General features: G+C 63.0%; 20 protein-coding genes. 14 read left to right on the top strand and 6 right to left on the bottom strand.

Annotated features, from left to right (window positions below):
• Positions 1-152: 152 nt before the first annotated feature.
• The 8 genes from rsmB to spoVM all read left to right on the top strand — a co-directional run bounded on the left by rsmB (position 153) and on the right by spoVM (position 7,790).
• Positions 153-1,484, top strand: a complete 1,332-nt coding sequence (gene rsmB, locus I8J29_RS29530) for a 16S rRNA (cytosine(967)-C(5))-methyltransferase RsmB (RefSeq protein ID WP_208850908.1) — start codon at positions 153-155, stop codon at positions 1,482-1,484.
• A 129-nt stretch (positions 1,485-1,613) separates the two neighbouring features.
• Complete coding sequence (gene rlmN, locus I8J29_RS29525) at positions 1,614-2,660, top strand: dual-specificity RNA methyltransferase RlmN (protein WP_208850904.1); 1,047 nt, start codon at positions 1,614-1,616, stop codon at positions 2,658-2,660.
• A 6-nt stretch (positions 2,661-2,666) separates the two neighbouring features.
• Positions 2,667-3,422 carry a Stp1/IreP family PP2C-type Ser/Thr phosphatase gene (locus I8J29_RS29520; RefSeq protein WP_208850903.1) on the top strand — a complete coding sequence of 252 codons (756 nt, stop codon included), beginning with the start codon at positions 2,667-2,669 and terminating at the stop codon, positions 3,420-3,422.
• 5 nt (positions 3,423-3,427) lie between these two features.
• Positions 3,428-5,626: a Stk1 family PASTA domain-containing Ser/Thr kinase gene (gene pknB, locus I8J29_RS29515; protein WP_208850902.1), complete on the top strand. Its 2,199-nt coding sequence runs from the start codon at positions 3,428-3,430 to the stop codon at positions 5,624-5,626.
• Positions 5,607-6,542, top strand: a complete 936-nt coding sequence (gene rsgA / locus I8J29_RS29510; protein WP_208850907.1) for a ribosome small subunit-dependent GTPase A — start codon at positions 5,607-5,609, stop codon at positions 6,540-6,542. The genes pknB and rsgA overlap by 20 nt, the downstream gene beginning before the upstream one ends.
• Before the next feature lies 1 nt (position 6,543).
• Positions 6,544-7,191, top strand: coding sequence for a ribulose-phosphate 3-epimerase (gene rpe / locus I8J29_RS29505; RefSeq protein WP_208850901.1), 648 nt, complete (start codon positions 6,544-6,546; stop codon positions 7,189-7,191).
• Between the two features lie 23 nt (positions 7,192-7,214).
• Positions 7,215-7,472, top strand: a complete 258-nt coding sequence (locus I8J29_RS29500) for a hypothetical protein (RefSeq protein ID WP_143088859.1) — start codon at positions 7,215-7,217, stop codon at positions 7,470-7,472.
• Between the two features lie 237 nt (positions 7,473-7,709).
• Complete coding sequence (gene spoVM / locus I8J29_RS29495) at positions 7,710-7,790, top strand: stage V sporulation protein SpoVM (protein ID WP_040711006.1); 81 nt, start codon at positions 7,710-7,712, stop codon at positions 7,788-7,790.
• 146 nt (positions 7,791-7,936) lie between these two features.
• Here spoVM and rpmB read toward each other — a convergent pair whose 3' ends face one another.
• Positions 7,937-8,125: a 50S ribosomal protein L28 gene (gene rpmB / locus I8J29_RS29490; RefSeq protein ID WP_090635816.1), complete on the bottom strand. Its 189-nt coding sequence runs from the start codon at positions 8,123-8,125 to the stop codon at positions 7,937-7,939.
• Positions 8,126-8,345: 220 nt separating this feature from the next.
• Between rpmB and I8J29_RS29485 the strand changes: the two genes are divergently transcribed.
• The 5 genes from I8J29_RS29485 to I8J29_RS29465 all read left to right on the top strand — a co-directional run bounded on the left by I8J29_RS29485 (position 8,346) and on the right by I8J29_RS29465 (position 13,908).
• Positions 8,346-8,705, top strand: coding sequence for an Asp23/Gls24 family envelope stress response protein (locus I8J29_RS29485; protein WP_208850900.1), 360 nt, complete (start codon positions 8,346-8,348; stop codon positions 8,703-8,705).
• A 16-nt stretch (positions 8,706-8,721) separates the two neighbouring features.
• Positions 8,722-10,578 (top strand): DAK2 domain-containing protein, encoded by a 1,857-nt coding sequence (locus I8J29_RS29480; protein ID WP_208850899.1) that lies wholly within the window; start codon positions 8,722-8,724, stop codon positions 10,576-10,578.
• Positions 10,579-10,590: 12 nt separating this feature from the next.
• Positions 10,591-11,445 carry a DegV family protein gene (locus I8J29_RS29475; protein ID WP_208850898.1) on the top strand — a complete coding sequence of 285 codons (855 nt, stop codon included), beginning with the start codon at positions 10,591-10,593 and terminating at the stop codon, positions 11,443-11,445.
• A gap of 4 nt (positions 11,446-11,449) precedes the next feature.
• Entirely contained in the window at positions 11,450-13,504 is a 2,055-nt protein-coding gene (recG, locus tag I8J29_RS29470; RefSeq protein WP_208850897.1) for an ATP-dependent DNA helicase RecG, read from the top strand.
• 116 nt (positions 13,505-13,620) lie between these two features.
• Complete coding sequence (locus I8J29_RS29465; RefSeq protein ID WP_208850896.1) at positions 13,621-13,908, top strand: stage VI sporulation protein F; 288 nt, start codon at positions 13,621-13,623, stop codon at positions 13,906-13,908.
• 53 nt (positions 13,909-13,961) lie between these two features.
• On the opposite strand, the gene I8J29_RS29460 is transcribed toward I8J29_RS29465, so the two are convergent.
• Positions 13,962-14,642: an SOS response-associated peptidase gene (locus I8J29_RS29460; RefSeq protein WP_208850895.1), complete on the bottom strand. Its 681-nt coding sequence runs from the start codon at positions 14,640-14,642 to the stop codon at positions 13,962-13,964.
• A 163-nt stretch (positions 14,643-14,805) separates the two neighbouring features.
• Between I8J29_RS29460 and I8J29_RS29455 the strand changes: the two genes are divergently transcribed.
• Positions 14,806-16,119, top strand: a complete 1,314-nt coding sequence (locus tag I8J29_RS29455) for a DUF2515 family protein (RefSeq protein ID WP_208850894.1) — start codon at positions 14,806-14,808, stop codon at positions 16,117-16,119.
• Positions 16,120-16,193: 74 nt separating this feature from the next.
• On the opposite strand, the gene mtnB is transcribed toward I8J29_RS29455, so the two are convergent.
• Genes mtnB through proC form a run of 4 tightly spaced genes read right to left on the bottom strand, consistent with a single transcriptional unit; the run spans position 16,194 to position 19,641 of the window.
• Positions 16,194-16,841 (bottom strand): methylthioribulose 1-phosphate dehydratase, encoded by a 648-nt coding sequence (mtnB, locus tag I8J29_RS29450; protein WP_208850893.1) that lies wholly within the window; start codon positions 16,839-16,841, stop codon positions 16,194-16,196.
• A 3-nt stretch (positions 16,842-16,844) separates the two neighbouring features.
• On the bottom strand, positions 16,845-17,510 hold the full coding sequence (locus tag I8J29_RS29445; protein WP_208850892.1) for a 2-hydroxy-3-keto-5-methylthiopentenyl-1-phosphate phosphatase: 666 nt from the start codon (positions 17,508-17,510) through the stop codon (positions 16,845-16,847).
• A gap of 23 nt (positions 17,511-17,533) precedes the next feature.
• The gene (locus I8J29_RS29440; protein WP_208850891.1) at positions 17,534-18,763 is read right to left on the bottom strand and encodes a 2,3-diketo-5-methylthiopentyl-1-phosphate enolase; all 1,230 of its coding nucleotides are present in this window, start codon (positions 18,761-18,763) and stop codon (positions 17,534-17,536) included.
• Complete coding sequence (gene proC / locus I8J29_RS29435; protein ID WP_208850890.1) at positions 18,760-19,641, bottom strand: pyrroline-5-carboxylate reductase; 882 nt, start codon at positions 19,639-19,641, stop codon at positions 18,760-18,762. Before proC ends, I8J29_RS29440 begins: the two co-directional genes overlap by 4 nt.
• Positions 19,642-19,726: the final 85 nt, after the last annotated feature.

Here is a 19,726-nt window from a genome sequence, read left to right as displayed (position 1 = left end):
ATGCCGGCGCACGGCCCGGCGGCGCGCGCCCGGCAGCCGGAGCCGGCCAGCGCCCGGGCGGCAAGCCCGGATCGCCGGCCAAGACCGGCCGGAAGCCGGAACCGCGGCGCAAGACGGCGCGCGAGGTCGCGTTGGATACGCTGGTGCGGGTCATGGAGGCCGGCGCCTACAGCAATCTGCAGCTGAACCGCGCGCTGCAGGACGCGGAGCTGTCGCGGGCCGACGCCGCGCTCGCGACCGAGCTCGTGTACGGCACGATCCAGCACCAGCGGCTGCTCGACGACAGGCTGGACGCCTTGGTCGCGAAAGGGGTGCGGAAGCTGGCACCTTGGGTGCTCGCGCTGCTGCGGATGAGCGCGTACCAGCTGCTGCTGCTCGACCGCGTCCCGCCGCACGCGGCCGTCAACGAGGCGGTCGTCATCGCGAAGCGGCGCGGCCACGCCGGCATCTCGGGCATGGTGAACGGCGTCCTCCGCAACATGGAACGCAGGCTGGACGAGTTGAAGCAGCCGTCCTCGCTGACGGACCCGGTACGCCGGATCGGCATCGATCATTCGTATCCCGACTGGCTCGTGAAGCGCTGGATCGACCGCTACGGCGAAGAAACCGCGGAGCGGATCTGCGCCGCCGGCAACGAACGGCCGCATGCCAGCGGGCGCGTCAACGCGCTCAAGCTGTCGCGGGAGAAGGCAATCGCCCTGCTGGCCGAGCATGGGGTCGAAGCGATGCCGTCCGCGCTGGCGGACGAAGGCATCGTCGCCCTCGGCGGCGGCAACCTGGCGCAGTCCGGCGGCTACCGCGAGGGCTGGCTGACGCCGCAGGACGAGAGCTCGATGCTCGTGGCGGACGTCTGCGCGCCGCAGCCCGGCATGCGCGTGCTGGACTGCTGCGCGGCGCCGGGGGGCAAGACGACGCACCTCGCGGAATTGATGGGCGACCGCGGCGAAGTCGTCGCGAACGATGTCCATCCGCATAAGCAGCCGCTGATCGACGAACACGCCGAGCGTCTGGGGCTCGCGACCGTGCGCACGGTCGTCGGCGACGCCGCGACGCTGTCGGAGCGATTTCCGCCCGGCAGCTTCGACCTCGTGCTGCTGGACGCCCCGTGCTCCGGCTTCGGCGTCATCCGCCGGAAGCCGGAAATCAAATGGACGAAGTCCGAGTCGGACGTCGCGGCGATCGCGGAGCTGCAGGAGCGGCTGCTGGCCGAAGCGGCGAAGCTGGTCCGGCCCGGCGGCACGCTCGTTTACAGCACCTGCACGATCGAGCGGGACGAAAACGAGCGGCAGGTACTGAAATTCCTGGACGCGCACGAATGGTATAAGCTGGATGCCGACTGGCCTTCCCGGGTGCTCCAGCCGCTCCGGACGAACGGGATCATCGGCGACGGTTTCGAAGGCATGGTCCAGCTGCTGCCGCAGCATTTCGGCAGCGACGGTTTTTTCATCGCCCGCATGAAACGCGACTCCGAAGGATCCGCATAACCGTCTTGCCCATACGCCCCTAACAGCGCGCAAGTGGCCTGTTATGGGCGTTTATGGTACTATTAACGTGGCGGTCCGCGTCTATCGGACGCCAAGCCAACATTTCATGAAGAAATAGGTGTGAACCCGATGAAACCGTTCATCTACGACTATACGCTGGAGCAGCTGCAAGATTGGATGAAGGAGAACGGCGAGTCCGCGTTTCGCGGCACCCAGCTGTTCGAATGGTTGTACGTCAAGCGCGTGAAGAGCTTCGACGAGATGAGCAACCTCTCCAAGCCGCTTCGGCAAAAGCTTGAAGACCAGTTCGCGTTCGTGACGCTGAACGAAATCACCCGCTTCGAATCGAAGGACGGCACGGTGAAGTTCCTGTTCGGCCTGCACGACAACCACGCGATCGAAACGGTCATCATGCGCCATAATTACGGCAACAGCATTTGCGTGACCACGCAGGTCGGCTGCCGGATCGGCTGCACGTTCTGCGCTTCGACGCTGGGCGGCTTGAAGCGCAACCTGACCGCGGGCGAAATCGTCGCGCAGGTCGTCGTCGCGCAGCAGATGCTCGACGAAACGAACGAGCGCGTGTCCAGCATCGTCATCATGGGCTCCGGCGAGCCGTTCGAGAACTACGACGCGACGATGACGTTCCTTCGCCTCATGATCCACGAGAAGGGACTCAACATCGGCCAGCGCCATATCACGGTATCGACGAGCGGCATCGTGCCGAGCATGTACAAGTTCGCCGAGGAGAACACGCAGATCAACCTGGCCATCTCCATTCACGCGCCGAACGACAAGCTGCGTTCCAAGCTGATGCCGGTCAACCGCCGGTTCCCGTTCGAAGAGGTCATGGAAGCGTGCCGCAACTACATCGCGAAGACGGGACGGCGCATCACGTTCGAATACGCGCTGATCGGCGGCGTCAACGACCAGAGCGAGCACGCGGAAGAGCTGGCGCAGGTGCTGAAGGGCATGCTCTGCCACGTCAACCTGATTCCGGTCAATCACGTGCCGGAGCGCGATTACGTGCGCACCCCCCGCGAACAAATTTTCGAGTTTCACCGGATCCTGGAGAAGAACAAAATCAATGCCACCATCCGCAGAGAACAGGGACACGACATTGCAGCGGCTTGCGGACAATTGCGCGCGAAACATATGGAGTCTACGGCGGGGTGATGAGGGTTGAAAACGGCTTTGCGGAGTGATATCGGAAGAATTCGACTCGTAAACGAAGACCGGGGCTGGTCCGAGATACTGGAACCCGGTTTTGTCGTTGCCATCGTGGCCGACGGCATGGGCGGCCATCAGGCGGGCGACGTGGCCAGCCGGCTTGCCGTCGATACGTTTCGCGAAGCGCTGCAGGGCTCGACCGCGGCCTTGTCGACGGAGGAGCGCCGCACGCTGATGAGCCAGGCGATCCTGCAGGCGAACGAGGTCGTGTTCGATACGGCATCCAACAACGAGCAGTACCATAACATGGGCACGACCGTCGTGGCGGCGCTGCTGTCGGACGACCGGGCCGTGATCGGCCATATCGGGGACAGCCGCGCGTATCAATGGCGGGAAGGCAAGCTGAAGCAGTTGACGGAAGACCATACCCTCGTGAACGAGCTGGTCAAATCCGGCCAAATCACGCCGGAGGAAGCCGAGCATCATCCGCGGCGCAACGTGCTGACGCGGGCGCTGGGGACGGACGAGCAGGTGGAGGTCGACATCCGGGACATCGCCTGGGAGAAGGACGATATCCTGCTTCTCTGCAGCGACGGGCTGTCCAACATGATCGGCGCGGCCGAAATGGCCGAGACGCTCGCGGAAGACGGACTGGACTTGAATCAAAAGGCGGACAGGCTCGTACAGCTTGCGCTGCAAGCCGGCGGAGACGACAACATTACCGTCGCGCTGCTGCATCATGCCGAAGACACGGAGCTTGAGGGGTGATCGACATGATAGGACATGAGCTGGGCGGAAGATACGAAATCATTGCGCGTATCGGCGGCGGCGGCATGGCGCTCGTGTACAAGGCCCATGACGTGCTGCTGAACCGCAACGTGGCGGTCAAGGTGCTTCGCCAGCAATACGTGCACGACGAGGAATTCATCCGGCGGTTCAGACGGGAAGCGCAGTCCGCCGCGGCGCTGTCGCATCCCAACGTCGTGAGCATTTACGACGTGGGGCAGGAGGACGATACGCACTACATCGTCATGGAATACGTCGAAGGCAACAATTTGAACGAAATCATCAAGGAACGCGCGCCGCTCCAGGCCGAGGAAGCGGTCAGAATCGCGATCCAGATTTGCGATGCCCTGGAGCACGCGCACCATAACCAAATCATCCATCGCGATATTAAACCTCATAATATTCTTATCGGCAAAAACGGCCGCGTGAAGGTAACGGATTTCGGCATCGCGCGGGCGGTCACGTCGTCGACGATCACGCAGACGGGCTCCATGGTCGGTTCGGTGCATTATTTCTCGCCCGAGCACGCCAAGGGCAGCGCGACCGGCGAGAAATCGGACCTGTATTCGCTCGGCATCGTGCTGTACCAGATGCTGACGGGCAAGCTGCCGTTCCTCGGCGAAAGCCCGATCAGCGTCGCGCTGAAGCATTTGCAGGAAAATTTCGAGGAGCCGCGCGAGCTGAATCCGTACATACCGCAGAGCGTCGAGAACGTGATTCTGAAGGCGATGCGCAAGAATCCGAACGAGCGGTACCATTCGGCGACGGAAATGCTGGCCGATCTCGAAACCTGCCTGCAGCCCGGACGGCTGCGGGAGCCGAAGATCGAATTCGACAATCCCGACTTCGACGAGACCCGCGTCATGCCCGCGATCCGCGGGAGCATCGCGGATACGCTCGCCGCGTCGTCGGCCGCCGCGAAAGCGGACAGGACGTCGCCGTACGGCGCGGCTGAACGGGAGCGGACGCCGGCGGAACGCACGGCCGCGACGTCGGCCGCGCGCGCGGACGAACCGGGCGAGGAAGAGGAAGACCGCTGGAATTCCGAAGGGCTCGAAGAAAAAAAGCGCGGACGGCGGTGGGTGAAGCCGGTCGTGACGGTGGCGTCGACGCTGGTCATTATCGCGCTCGTCTACTGGGGCGCCATGACCGTGCTCGGCTGGTTCGACATCGAGGAGGTCGACGTGCCGTACGTCGTCAACATGAACGAGACCGACGCCCGGATGACGCTGGAGAAGGCGGGGCTGAAGGTCGAAGAGCCTTCGATCTACACGGATAAGGAAGGCGTCGCCAAAGACATCGTCTACGAGCAGTCCAAGCCGAACCAGCGCGTGAAGGTCGGCTCGTTCATCAAGTTGTACGTCAGCACCGGACCGAAGCTGGAAGCGGCCGACAATTACGTCGGCAAGTCCTACGACGACGCGGTCGCGGCGCTCGTCGCGCTCGGCCTCGACCAGGAGAAGCAAATTTCCAAGAAAGAAACCTTCAGCGACGAAGCGCCGGGGACGGTGCTGGAACAGACGCCGCCGGCCGGCGAGCAATACGATCCCAAGACCGCGGCGTTCTCGTTCACGGTCAGCCAGGGCAAGGAGACGCTGAAGATGCCGAAAGTCATCGGCAAGAAGGAAAGCGAAGCCATCGCCCAGCTCCGTTCCCTGGGGCTCGTCGTGAACGATTCCGATATCGTCCGGGAGCCGAGCTACCGGCCGAAGGGCGAAGTTACCGCCCAATATCCGTACGACCCCGACGCGCAGGTGACCAAAGGGTCGGCGATCACGCTGACGGTCAGCTCCGGCTTGCCGGACGACGCGCTCGAGTATACGTTCAATATCGTCATTTCCCCGGCGCAGGCGGGCAAGACGAGCGAGATCCGCATCGTCTACTCCGACGCCACGGGACAAAACATCGAATGGGGCAAGCGGAAGATCAAGGATACCGAGACGTTCCCCGTGAAGGTCGTGCTCGACCCGAATACGGAGGCCCAGGTGCAGATCTACCGGGACGGCCAATTCACCGATACGTTCTCGCGCACGTACGGCGACGTTCAATCGGGCGCCGACGCGCCGCCGGAAACGGTGCCGGGCATGGACCCGCCGCCGGCCGACCAGCCAGCCAACACCGAGGAGAGTCCGACGAATGGCAACACGAACACGGATGGAGCCGACAATGACGCAGTCGCGCAATAAGGAAAGCAAAACCGGCCGGATCGTCAAGGCGCTCAGCGGCTACTACTACGTGCGTCCGGAGGGCGCGGCGCCGGGCGAGGCGGACGTGCAGTGCCGGGCGCGCGGCATCTTCAAGAAACGGGGCGAATCGCCGCTCGTCGGCGACGTCGTCGACTTCGAAGAGACGGAGAACGGGGAGGGCGCCGTCAACGCCCTCGCGCCGCGAAGCTCGGAGCTGATCCGGCCGCCGGTGGCGAACGTGGACCTGGCCGTGCTCGTGTTTTCCGTCACGGAGCCCGCGCTGAACCTGCAGCTGCTCGACAAATTTCTGGCGCATATCGAGCATGCCGGCATCGACGCCGTACTATGCTTAAGTAAGCAGGATTTGGCGGAGGACGGCGGGGAAACGGAAGAGGCGCGGCGCGCGATGAGCGAGGTGCAGCGGATCTACGAGCCGATCGGCTACGAGGTGCTCGTCACCAGCTCGAGGCGCGGCGCGGGGACGGCGGCGCTCAAGGAACGGCTGCAGGGGCATTTGGCGGTGTTCGCCGGGCAATCCGGCGTCGGCAAATCGTCGCTGCTGAACGCCCTCGTCCCGGGCCTTACGCTGGAAACGAACGAAATCAGCAACCGGCTCGGCCGGGGCAAGCATACCACGCGTCACGTCGAGCTGATCGACATCGGCGGCGGCTTCGTGGCGGATACGCCGGGGTTCAGCCAGCTGGACTTCGCGGAGCTAGGCATCGAGGAGCTCGGCAGCTGCTTCCGCGAAATGCGCGAACGGGCGTCCGAGTGCAAATTCCGCGGCTGCACCCACATCCATGAACCGGAATGCGCGGTGCTGAAGGCGGTGGAGGACGGCGAAATCGCGCCGAGCCGCCATGCCAACTACGCGCTGTTCATGGCGGAGATGAAAGAGAAAAAGCGGAGGTACTGACATGTCCATCATCATCGCACCATCGATTTTGTCCGCCGATTTCGCGGCGCTCGGAGAAGAGATCAAAGACGTGGACCGTGCCGGCGCGGATTGGATCCATATCGACGTCATGGACGGCCATTTCGTGCCGACCCTGACATTCGGCCCGCAGATCATTCAAGCCGTTCGGCCGGCGTCGAAGCTCGTCTACGACGTCCATCTGATGATCGAGCGGCCGGAGCTGCACATCGCGAATTACGCCGCCGCCGGCGCGGACCGCATCACGGTCCATGCCGAAGCTTGCGTGCATTTGCACCGCGTGGTGCATCAAATCAAGGAAGCCGGGCTTCCCGCCGGCGTGGCCCTGAATCCCGCGACGCCGGTCAGCGCGCTCGAGAACGTGCTGGACGATATCGACATGATCCTGCTGATGACCGTCAACCCCGGCTTCGGCGGCCAAAAATTCATCCCGCAGTCGCTGCAGAAGATTCGCCAAACGCGCGCGCTGCTGGCGGAGCGGGGCCGCGAAGGCATGCTGATCCAAGTGGACGGCGGCATCAACGCCGAGACGGCGCCGCTCGTGCGCGAGGCCGGCGCCGACGTGTTCGTCGCGGGCAGCGCCGTGTTCACCGAGCGCGACCGTGCGGCGGCGATCGCCGCGCTTCGTTAAGGGGCGCGCGGGTGGGCGGGCGCTTGAAGAAAGGGCTGCTGCTGCTGCTGTACGGCATCGGCTGCGGCCTGATGCTGTGTTTGTTCACGATCATCAAGGGCATGGCGAACCTGGTGTTCTCCCTGCTCGCCGTCGTGATCGCGATCCATTATTTCAAGAACTTCGCGTCGATCCGTTCGCGGATCGCGTTCATCGCGCTGGCGATCGTAAGCTTCCTGGTCTTCGTGTTCATCTATGCGGTGATCACGGCGATGCGGAGCGGGGCGCCAGGCGCGGCATAGAGAGAGAGAGAGAGGCGGCGAGGGTCGCCAAGCCCGGGTTTGGAATAGGACAGTCCCGCGGCGCATAGGATGGTTACATGAACGAACGTCGTTCTTGTAGCCTTTTTTTTATGGACGAAAGGCGCGGAACCGTTACGGATGTTAAAGACGGCCCGTGCTTCAACGATCGGAGACCGCTTCCGGCACTTTGGGGCAAACGGGTTTTCTGCCTGCAATAACTCTTAGGAGGGGTGGAGCATGAAATTCTATACGATCAAGCTGCCGAAGTTCTTAGGTGGTTTCGTGAAGGCCATCTTAAACACGTTTCAGAAGAGCTAGCAGCGGCTGCCCCTGAAGCGGACGTTCGGCGTGCGAAATCCGGAGCGCGGAAGGCTGCGCGGGCTAACGTCGCGCCTTCCGCGCTTTGACATGCAAAAAAGCACCTGATGTTGAATCAGGTGCTTTTTGTCCATGGCTACATGCCGTTATACGCGAGTGACTTTACCGGATTTGAGCGCCTTGGTGCTGACGTAAACGCGCTTCGGCTTGCCGTTAACAAGAATTCTTACCTTCTGAACGTTAACGCCCCAAGAGCGGCGGGTTTTGTTGTTAGCGTGCGATACGTTGTTGCCTACACCAGGACCTTTGCCCGTAATGAAACATTTGCGAGACATGGAATACACCTCCCCTTGACAATCACTGCAAACAAACAGACTTCAATATAATAGCATATGTCCGGGCTTTCATCAAGCATTGTTAACGCGCAATATCGACATCTAGGGCTTAAAAAAGGATGAAAACGGTCGAGAATGGGGGGCTGGACTTCAAAATCGTTCAAATTTATAGTACAATGTGGATTAGTCCATAATAACAACGGTGAAGGAGTGGTTTTCCATGCCTCTGCAGCTACAATCCGAACTCGGAAGCGTTCATATAACCGATCATGTGATTTCCGTCCTTGCCGGGTCCGCAGCCATGGACTGTTATGGGCTGGTAGGCATGGCATCAAGAAAGCAGCTGAAAGACGGCTTCGCCGAGCTGCTGGGTCGGGATAATCTGTCGCGCGGTGTCGAAGTCCACCGAGAGAACGATTACTTACACATCGATTTGTACATCATCGTGAGCTACGGGACAAAAATTTCCGAGGTCGCACATAATATTCAGTCAAAAGTGAAGTATGTGATGAACGAGGTTGTCGGCGTAAAAGTCGACGTCGTCAATATTTTTGTCCAAGGCGTACGGGTATCTCGGTAGGAAGGGGTAATCACGCTTGATCAAACGCTTTATTAACGGCTCGGATTTCGCGAGAATGCTCCTGAGCGGAGCGGACAATTTACAACGAAACGAATCGCGCATCAACGCGCTGAACGTCTTCCCGGTTCCGGACGGAGACACGGGATCCAATATGAATTTGACGATGAGCTCCGGGAAACGCGAGCTGCAGAAAAACCCGAGCCACGCAGTGGGCAAAGTTGCGGAAGCGCTTTCTAAAGGGCTGCTGATGGGCGCGCGGGGCAATTCCGGCGTCATTCTGTCGCAGCTGTTCCGCGGCTTTTCGAAGAGCGTCGCGAACCAGGAGCAGATCGACGCGCAGCAGTTCGCCGCGGCGCTGCAGAACGGTGTCGACATGGCTTATAAAGCCGTCGTGAAGCCGGTGGAGGGCACCATCCTGACCGTGGCGAAAGACACGGCCAAGCATGCCGTCGCCTTCGCCAAGCGCAACAACGACGTGGCGCAGCTCGTGCAGGAGGTCGTGTCGCGCGCGAACGAGTCGCTCGAGCGGACCCCGGAGCTGCTGCCGGTGCTCAAGCAGGTCGGCGTCGTCGATTCCGGCGGGCAGGGGCTCGTCTGCATCTATGAGGGCTTCCTGAGCTGTCTGGCGGAGGAGAACGGCATATCCGGCGAAGCCGCGGTCGGCGCGGAAGCCGCCGCTCCCATGGCGTTCCCGCGCCAAGAAGCGACGAAGGCGCCCGCTCAGCCGGTGCCGATTCCGGTTCCCTCGGCGTCGCGGCACGCGAGCGCGCAGTCCAAGCTGGAAACGGAGCAGATCGAGTTTCTCTACGACATGGAGTTCTTCATCAACCGCAAACAAGCGGGACGGACGGGGCTCCGCTTCGACGAAGCGCTGTTCAAGGGCATGCTGTCCCGGGACGGCGACAGCATCCTCGTCATCGTGGACGACGAGATCATCAAGGTCCACGTGCATACGCGCAAGCCGGGCGACGTGCTGAACTTCGCCCTGCCGTACGGCGAGCTGACGGAGATTCACATTTTGAACATGCGCGAGCAGCATCGGGATTTGCTGCACGAAGAGGAGAGCGCGGCGATCGCCGGCGGCATGTCCGCTCCGGGGGCCGACGCGCTGCCGGAGACGGCGGTCGTCGAAGAGGCCGCCCTCGGGCTCGCCGTCTCCGAGGTGCTCACGGGTACCCCTGCCGACGCCCTGTCCGCGGAGCAGGCGCACGAGCTCGCGCCGTTCGGCCTCGTCGCGGTGGCGATGGGGGACGGCATCCGCGCTATCTTCCTCGACAACAACGTCGACGTCGTCCTGTCGGGCGGCCAGACGATGAATCCGTCGACGGAGGATTTCGTCCGCGCCATCGAGTCGCTGCCGGCGGAGCATATTTTCCTGCTGCCGAACAACAGCAACATCATCCTGGCGGCCCAGCAGGCGGCGGAGCTTAGCGGGCGCAACGTCACGGTGATCGGCTCGAAGAACATTCCGCAAGGGCTGGCCGCGGTCCTGGCGTTCCGGGAGGAAGAGCCGGCGGAGATGAACGCGCAGGCGATGAACGAAGCGGTGCTGCAGGTGCGCTCCGGCCAAGTGACGAACGCGGTGCGCAACACGTCGATCGACGGCATCTCGATTCACGAAGGCGATTATATCGGAATCTTGGAGAAGACGATCGTGACCGCCTCCCCGAGCCTGCAGGAGACGTGCAGGGAGCTGCTTGCGCGGATGCTGGAAGACGGCGGCGAGCTGGTCACGGTACTGACGGGCGAGCAGGCAAAGCCGGCGGAAACGGCCGAATTGACGGCATGGGCGAAAGAAACGTTCCCGGATGCGGAGTTCGAAGTGCATGCGGGCGGCCAGCCGCTCTATCCATATTTAATCGCGGTCGAATAGGGGGTCATCTGCATGAGCGGGGTTAAAATCGTGACGGACAGCACCGCCGATATCCCGAAACGGGTCAGAGAGCAATACGGCATCGAGATGGTACCGCTGAAGGTCATGTTCGGCGAAGAGTCGTTTCTGGACGGCGTCTCGCTGACCAACGAGCAGTTTTACACGCGGCTGGCTTCGTCGGCCGCGCTGCCGACGACGTCGCAGCCGTCGCCCGTGGAGTTCACGGAAACGTACGAACGACTGAGCAAGCAATTTCCGGATTCGCCCATCATTTCGATTCATATTTCTTCCATGCTCAGCGGTACGTACCAATCCGCGCTTCTCGGCTCGACGCTGATGGAAACGCCGGCCGACGTCACCGTCATCGATTCCCGGTCCGTGTCCTATGGGCTGGGCATGCTCGTGGTGAAAGCCGCCGAGATGGCGGCCGCCGGCGCTTCGAAGGACGAGATTCTCGCCGCGGTCGACGCGATGCGGAAGGACATGAACATGTATTTCCTCGTCGATACGCTGGAGTATCTCCAGAAGGGCGGCCGGATCGGCAAAGCCGCAGCGCTGTTCGGCTCGATCCTGAACATCAAGCCGATCCTGACGATCGACCGGGAAGGCGAAGTCTCGCCGGTCGACAAAGTACGCGGAACGAAGAAGGCGATGCAGCGCATCGTCGACCTGTTCAAGGCGGAGTTCGGCGATCATCCGATCGACATGACGGTCGGCTGGACGTACAAGCGCGAGCTCGCGCTCGAGCTGGCCGCGCTCGCGCAGGGACAGCTGAACGTGCGCAGCATCAGGCAGACGGACATCGGCGCGGTCATCGGCTCGCATGCCGGGGCCGGGGCTGCGGCTTTATTTATTACGCGGGTGTGAGGTAATGGGGATGAAGCTGGATCAAATACCGGTCCGGCAAATGAAAGGCGTGAGCGCTCAGAAGGAAGTGGAGCTTCACGCCTTTGGCGTTCATACGATCGCGGATTTGCTGGACTATTTTCCGTTTCGCTACGAGGATTATCGCATTCGGACGCTGGGAGAGACGAAGGACGGCGAGAAAGCGACCGTAGAAGGCAAGATCATGGGCAATCCGGTGCTGCAGCGCTACGGCCGGGCGAAATCGCGGCTGACGTGCAAGATCGCCGTGGACGGCTTGCTCGTGACGGCCGTCTGGTTCAACCGGCACTTCCTGCAGGAGCAGCTCGTGCCGGGACGGGACATCGTTCTGACCGGCAAATGGGAGCAAAAGCGGCTGCAGATCACGGTGTCGGAATCGGAATTTCCCGATAAGGGCACGGCCCGTTCCGGCACGCTGCAGTCGGTGTATTCCATCGGCGGGAGCGTTACGCAGGCGTGGATCCGAAAGCTGATCGCGCAGGCGCTGCAGCAGTACGGCGATATGGTCGAGGAGATTTTGCCGGCCGAGCTAGTGGACAAGCACGGCTTCATGCCGAGGCGCGAAGCCGTGCGGCTGATTCATCAGCCGGACGATATCGCGCTGGGCCAGGACGCGCGGCGCCGGCTCGTGTACGAGGAGCTGTTCCTGTTTCAGCTGAAGCTCCAAGCGTACCGCTCGCTGAACCGCAAGCGGATGGACGGCATCGCCCACGTCGTCGACGCGGAGTCGATCCGGGCGTTCTCGCGGACGCTGCCGTTCGAGCTGACGGATTCGCAGAAGAAGGTCGTGAACGAGATTCTGATCGACATGCGGTCGCACGCGTGCATGAACCGGCTGCTGCAGGGCGACGTCGGCTCCGGCAAGACGGTCGTGGCGGCCATCGCGCTGTTCGCGACGTTCAAGGCGGGCCACCAAGGCGCGTTGATGGTGCCGACGGAAATATTGGCGGAGCAGCATTACCGCTCGCTGCAGAAGCTGCTGGGACCGGCGGGCATGGAGGTCGCGCTGCTGACCGGCAGCTTGACGGAGAAGAAGCGCCGGGAGGTGCTGGCCGGCCTGCAGATGGGGCTGATCGACGTCGTCGTCGGCACGCAGGCGATCATCCAGGACGGCGTCTTCTTCCGCAGCCTCGGGCTCGTCGTCACCGACGAGCAGCACCGGTTCGGCGTGAACCAGCGGAGCGTGCTGCGGCGCAAGGGATTGAACCCCGACGTGCTCACGATGACGGCGACGCCGATTCCGCGGACGCTCGCGATCACGGCGTTCGGCGACCTCGATGTCTCGACCCTGCGGGAACGTCCGCACGGACGCAAGCCGATCCAGACGAATTGGGTGAAGCACGGCATGCTGGACCGCGTGCTCGGCTTCGTGCGCCGCGAGGTGAAGGCGGGCCGGCAATGTTATTTCATCTGCCCGCTGATCGAGGAATCGGACAAGCTGGACGTGCAGAACGCGATCGACCTGCATGTCCAGATGCAGCAGGCGTTTCCGGATCTGCGCGTCGGGCTGCTGCACGGCCGGCTGTCCGCCGCCGAGAAGGACGAGGTCATGCGCGCGTTCGCCGCGAACGAAACCCATGTTCTCGTGGCGACGACGGTCGTGGAGGTCGGCGTCGACGTGCCGAACGCGACGCTCATGGTCATCATGGACGCCGAGCGCTTCGGGCTGTCGCAGCTGCACCAGCTGCGCGGCCGCGTCGGCCGGGGCGGCCACCAGTCGTACTGCGTGCTGATCGCCGATCCGAAGTCGGAGATCGGCCGGGAACGGATGAAGATCATGACGGAAACCGACGACGGCTTCGAGGTGTCGCGCCGCGATTTGGAGCTGCGCGGACCGGGAGATTTCTTCGGAACGAAGCAGAGCGGGGTGCCGGACTTCAAGCTGGCCGACATGGCCGCGGATTTCGCGGTGCTGGAGGAGGCGCGGGACGACGCGGCGGAGCTGACCGGACGCGCGGATTTCTGGCGCGAAGCGCCTTACGCGAGGCTGCGGGACCTGCTGCGCAAAGAGCAACTTTTTCAGGGGGAGCTGTTGGACTAGTTTTTATTGCGAACGCGCCGGCATATAGTACATCTATACGAGGTTTTCGGAGGTCAGCCGCGCCTTGCTCGCGGGGGAGGGCTTCTTGAAGCTGGACGGAGGTGCTATAACCGGACATGAGTTACACGAAATTCGGCATACGCCCGGAGCTGGTCGAACGCATCAAATTCAAAATGAAAAATCCGGTCATCAAGGACCGGATCAAAATGCTGATGAACGGCGTGAACAAATACGATTTGCAGGACCGCGCGAAGGTGCGGAAACTTGTCCGCACGGCAGCCGGCATCATGCAGGAAAACTTGACGGAGCAGCAGGAGGAGCAAATCATCGCGTTCGTCCTCGCGCAAAAGATCGATCCGAACAATACGCTGCACTTGATCCGCCTTTGGGCGATGTTCCGCTGATCCTTCGGGGTCGGCGGTTTTTTTCGGTTTCGGCGCCCGGGATCGGGTTGGGGTCAGCCGTTCGACGCGAGCGGGGCGATGCAGCTCTCGTCGTCCTTCGCGACGCTGCCCACCTGCGCGCCGACCGGATAGGCCTCCAGCAGCTCGGACGGGAACGGGCGCAGCAGACGGTTCAGCGCCGCGCTGTCGCGTTCGGAGCGGTCCAGCCACGTTGCCTCGTCTTCGGGCCGCAGGATGACCGGCATGCGGTTATGAATCGGCTCCATGAGCGCGTTGGGCGCCGTCGTCAGCACGGTGCAGGTGCTCAGCTTGATGCCGTCCGGGGAAACCCAGGTGTCGTAGAGGCCGGCCATGCTGAACAGCTTCCGGTCGCGGCGGACGATGCGCATCGGCTGCTTGCGCCCTTCCTCCTGCCGCCATTCGTAGAAGCCGTCGGCCGGAATGACGCAGCGCTTGCGCTCCATCAGCTTGCGGAACGCCGGCTTCTCCCACACCGTTTCGGAGCGGGCGTTGATCATTTTGGCGGCCAGCTTCGTCGTTTCGGCCCAGGAAGGGACGAGGCCCCACTTCAGCTCGCCGAGCCGGTTCTTCTCGCCGTCGTGGATGACCGCGAGCACCATTTGGCCTGGCGCGACGTTGTATTTCGGCTGCTGGTAAGGCGCGTTCGAGTCGGAGATCCAGTAATGGAGCAGCAGCTCCTCGAGCGAAACGGTGATCGTATAGCGTCCGCACATGGCGCTTAAGCCTCCTCCTCCCGTACCGAAACGGCACGTCTTTGCATAGCTATAGTATACTACAACGGCTAAGCGAACGTGGAGCGGCCCATACTAATCCATAACGGATGCGGCAGGACAGAGATATGGGAAAACGGATGCAAAGGAAGGAGGACGAACGGCGATGACTCAACAACGGCCGCGCCGCGGCAAGCCGTCGCTGCTCGGATGGCTGCTGCACGCGCTGCGGCTCGTCCGCGATTACGCGGCGCATAAGCGGGACGCGCGCGCCGTCTCGCACGACTTGGCGGCCCATGCGCTGCCGGCCGTCATTCGCCGGGAGTCGGCGGAAGAGCTGTTCGCCGCGCTGGCCCGCGCCGCCGCGGTTACCTCCGGCTCGGAGCGGGAGGCGGAAGGCGCGGGAGGGGACGGCTTATCGGACGAGGAACGCGCGCTTATTCATCGGATCCGGCACGAAACCGAGCTCGCCAACGTCAACAACGTGACGCGGACCGAAGCCTACCGCGCGGTCTACCACCGTATGCCGGAGCTGCACTGGGCGCTGCTCGCGCACGTCGTCTCCCGCAACGGCGGCTGGAACATGACGGATTTGCAGGGCGAGCTGCTGCCGGAGCTGCTAGACGAGGAGAGCCGGCTGCATACGTTCATCCTGCTGGAGCGGATCAACGCGCTCATCTTCCACGACGCTTACCCGCAGCTGCTGCTGTACGAGGCGTCCCGCAAGGAAGGACGGGACTTGTCGCCGCTCCTGCCGGCTTTCGGCGTGTCGCGCTTCATGCCGCCCGTCTGGGCGCACTATTGGGAGCGCCGCGACCCCGTGCTCCTGACGACCGCGCTCATCGTGAACGAACAGCACGTCATCGAGGCGCCGCTCGTGCAGAGCGATTACTTCAAGGCGCACGTGACGAAACGGCTGCCGTTCCTGATGCAGATCCCGCTGCAGACGAATACGGTCGTCCTGCCGTACGGCTCGCCGCTCGACGCCGGTGGCGAGATGCAGCTGGCCGGCTTGGTGCTGGAGCAGTTCAGCAGCCTGTATGAGCGGATCGAATTCGGCAAAAGCCTTTACGCGATCCTCCTGCGCGTGCCGGAGGTGATGCAGGGCGTGCTCGCGTTTGTACGCGGCGTTCATCATACGGGCTCCCGCGCGGATTACGCGCCGCATCTGTTCGCGAAGGAGCGCGAGGCGTTCGAGCGGGACGCCGCGTACGAAGAACGGCTGGCCGGTTGCAGCCTGATTCAAGGCGCGAAGAAGCTGCTCAGCCCCGAGCTGGCCGCCGCGTGGCCGAACGTGCCGGTCGCCATTCCGGAGCGGAGCGACTGGCTGCGGGATCCGAAGGCCGTCGCGGGCTACTTCGAGGAGCTGCCGTTGCCGGCTATCTTCGAAATTACGTTCGAGCATTGCATGGCGTTCAACAAGCTGGAGCTGGCCGTGCAGGCGAAGCAGCGGTTCGGCGGGAACGGCAAAAGGCGATAAGCGCGGCTGATCGGTCAGCCGGCTTATCGCCTTTTTCGGTTTGCTTGGGGACGGGACGCGCCCGGTCCGTACGGTTAACGGCGGTGCAGCAGCTCCCAGCGATAGACGTATTCGAAGAGGAATTCGAACGCCTCGAGATGGCGTTTCGCCTCGAAGGCGTTGACGCCCCAGGCGTAGATGCCGTGCTTGCGCAGCATGATGCCCGGAATGCGCTTGTCGAGCCGCTCCGTCACTTCCGGCACGATGCTCGGAATATGGGCGAAGTTCGAGACGATGGGAATCTCGATATGCGCTTCCTCGTCCCAGATGTTGAACGCTTTGATCAGCTCCACGCCGTCGACGGGAATCGATTTGCGTTCCCAGAACAGTTCGGAGACGAGGTTGTTGAATACCGTATGGACGTGGAAAATCGCGCCGCAGCCCGTCTGCCGGTAGATCTCGCAGTGGATGAGCGTCTCGGCGGACGGCTTCAGGCCCGTCGTCTCGCTCGGCTTGCCTTCGCGGTCGACGAAGAGGAAGTCCTCGGGCGTCGACAAGGACTTGTCCTTGCCGCTCGCCGTGATGGCGAAGTGAAAGTCGTCCGGCGCGAAATCGCCGACGCGGACGGACAGATTGCCGCTCGTGCCGGGGAACCAGCCGCGGTCCGCGAAGAGGCGCTTCACGCCGGTCAGCTCGGCGAGCGCCCGTTGTTTCGTTTCGAGAGAAAGGGATGCAAAGGACATCGGTTAACGTGTCGCCTCCTGCAGCTTCAATTGGTCGATGACGTCGTGGAACGTCTCGTATTCGTGGCACGGCAGCCCGAGCTCCGCGCATTTCTGCGTCAGGTGGGAGCGGGCGAAGACGGTATCGACGAGCTTGGCGCCTTCGAAATCGGTGACGCTGTCGCCGATCAGGATGCGCTCGTACCGGTCGGCCGGGAAACGGTTGATGATCGTCTTCTTGCACATGCCGCATTCCGTCGCGCAATCCGGACCGCAAAGATGCGGCCAGGTGATCTCGATGGACGCTCCGCTGAAGTCGCTGCCGTTGCAATAGATACGGTCTTCCGGAATGCCGAACGGCGCGAGCAGCGGATAGACGAAGAAATCGATGCCGCCGCTCGTCACGTAAAAGTCGATGCCGTTGTCCTTGCAGTACTTCAGCAGATCGGCAAAGCCGGCCCGAATGCGCGCGTTCGAGATCGCGTACTCGACGACCTCGCGCTTCATGGAAGACGGGAGCAGGCGAAACAGCTCGCCGACGCCCTGCTTGATGGACTTCGCTTGGCTGACGATCGCGTTCACGATCGCTTCCCAGCCCGGCGGGTTGAAGTGGCGGATGATCGCCACGATATTGTCGTTCTCGGTGATGGTGCCGTCAAAATCGCAGAAGATGACGCGCTGCTTGGTCATGGTCGCCGCTCCTTCGTTCATCGTCATGGTTGCTTGTAGCCCCAGCTGTCGATCGCCGCGCGCAGCGCCTCGTTGCCCGGCAGCGCGGCTGCTTCCGGCAGGGATACGCCGCGAAGCGTCGCGTCGATGGCCTGGCGGAACGCCTGTCCGCCGGCGGCCGTGCCCATCGGATGGCCGTGGATGCCGCCGCCGGCGTTGACGACGACGTCGGTGCCGAAGTCGCGCAGGATAAGCGGCACGAGGCCGGGGTGAATGCCCGCGGACGGCACCGGGAAGCTCATCCGTACAGGCAGTGCCGGATCGAGCAGGGCGGCCTGCACGGCCAGGTTCTCTTCTCGCGGCATGACGACGGAGCCGTACGGCGACGGGAAGAGCGCCAGGTCCGCGCCGGCGAGCCGCATGAGCTTGCCGAGCAGCAGCGGCGCCGCGATGCCGTAATGCGGCGACGGATAGAACGCGCCCGCCATCGCCGGATGCGCGGCGATCGGCACGTTAATCTCCGGATCGGCGCTCAGCTCGTGCAGGACGTCGAAGCCGTACGCCAGCACGTTGAAGAGCAGGGCGTTGGCGCCGGAGGCGATCGCGAGCTTCGCTTGCGAGGCCAGTTTCGACGTCGGACCGGTCAAGTTCACCGCGTAGAGCAGCTTCTGGCCGGTCTCGGCTTCCGCCTGGCGGGCCGCCTCCATGCACGCCTCGACGCGCTTCCGGAGCGGAGTCAGCGGGTTCTCGAACAAGATTTCGTCGTCCTTGATCAGGTCGACCCCGCCGAGCGCCTGCTTATAAAATTGCTCACGCAGGTTCGGCAGGTCGTGGCCGATGACGGATTTGAAAATGCTCATCAGAAGCGGACGCTCCTTGACCCCGAGCTGCTCGCGGACGCCGTCCATGCCGAACTTCGGCCCCGGGAACGCGGACAGGAAGTCGGACGAAAATCCTAGATCGAGCAGCTTGATGCGCCCGTCCATGGACAGCTTGCCGAACACGGTAACGAGCAGGGCGGGCAGGTCGCGGCTGAAATTGACGTCCGGGTAGGCGATGACGATGTCCGCGCAGCGGGTGCCCGGTTCCGCGCCGCCGTGCTCCGTTACGGACACGACGCGGCCCAGATGCTTCTCCATTTCGGCTTTGCGCGCTTCCGGCAGATCGGTCCAGCTGCCGACGGTCAAGCCGACGGCGATGCCGAGCGCTTTCTTTTGAAAATCGGCTTTATCGTCGTAGCAGCGATACGTCGCTGTGCAATACGCTTGGCTCATGATTTCGCATTCCTTTCGATTTCGGCTCCCATTTCGACGGCGCGCTCGGCCGAACGGGCGACTGCGGCCTCGACCGCCTCCGCGAACCGGTAGGCGTCGAATTTCTCGATGGCCGCCTGCGTCGAGCCGTTCGGCGAGGTCACCTTGCGGCGCAGCTCGGCCGGATCTTCACCCGTAGCTTTTACCATGTGGGCGGCGCCTAGTACGGTCTGGACCGTCAGCTCGCGCGCGGCTTCCGGGGTCAGGCCGAGCTTGGCGCCGGCGGCGATCATCGCTTCCATCATGTAGTAGATATAGGCCGGTCCGCTGCCGGACAGCCCCGTTACGACTTCCAGCAGCGGCTCTTCCACGATCGCGGTGAGGCCGACGGCCTGGAACATCGCGTCGGTCAGCCGCCGCTGCGCGTCGGTCGCCGAGGCCGAGAAGCTGAGGCCCGTGGCGCCTAGCCCGATCGTGCTCGACGTGTTCGGCATCGTCCGGGCGATCGGCATCGGCTTGCCGAGCAGCGTCTCGAGCGTCGCGATCGTCATGCCCGCGATGAGCGAGACGACGAGCTGGCCGGGATGAAGCAGGTCGCGCACGCCGCGGATCGCGTCGGCGGCGTCCTTCGGTTTCATGGCCAAGAAGACGATGTCGGCTTCGCGGAGCATCGTTTCTTTCGCGGCGTCGCCGACGGCGCCGGTAATGCCGTACCGGTCGGAAAGCTCGCGCATGCGCTCGGCGTTTTGCCGGTTCATCATGCCGATGCGGGACGGCTCGGTCAGCCCGCGGTCCAGCACGCCGCGCACGAGCGCTTCGGCCATGGAGCCCGCGCCGTAGAAGCATAGGTTCATCGTTTGAATGTCCGGCGCGATGCCGGAAGAGGATAGTGTCGTCATGATTGCGGTAAAACCTCCTTCAAGTAAGCGGACCGCCGCATGCTCTGCATGGGATCGATCCGGAGCGGAATGCCGCATGCAGCGT

The sequence above is a fragment of the Paenibacillus artemisiicola genome (assembly GCF_017652985.1).
GTDB classification, from domain to species: Bacteria; Bacillota; Bacilli; order Paenibacillales; family Paenibacillaceae; genus Paenibacillus_Z; species Paenibacillus_Z artemisiicola.
Note: the sequence above shows the minus strand (reverse complement) of the source record. Positions and strands in the feature narration are given on the sequence as shown.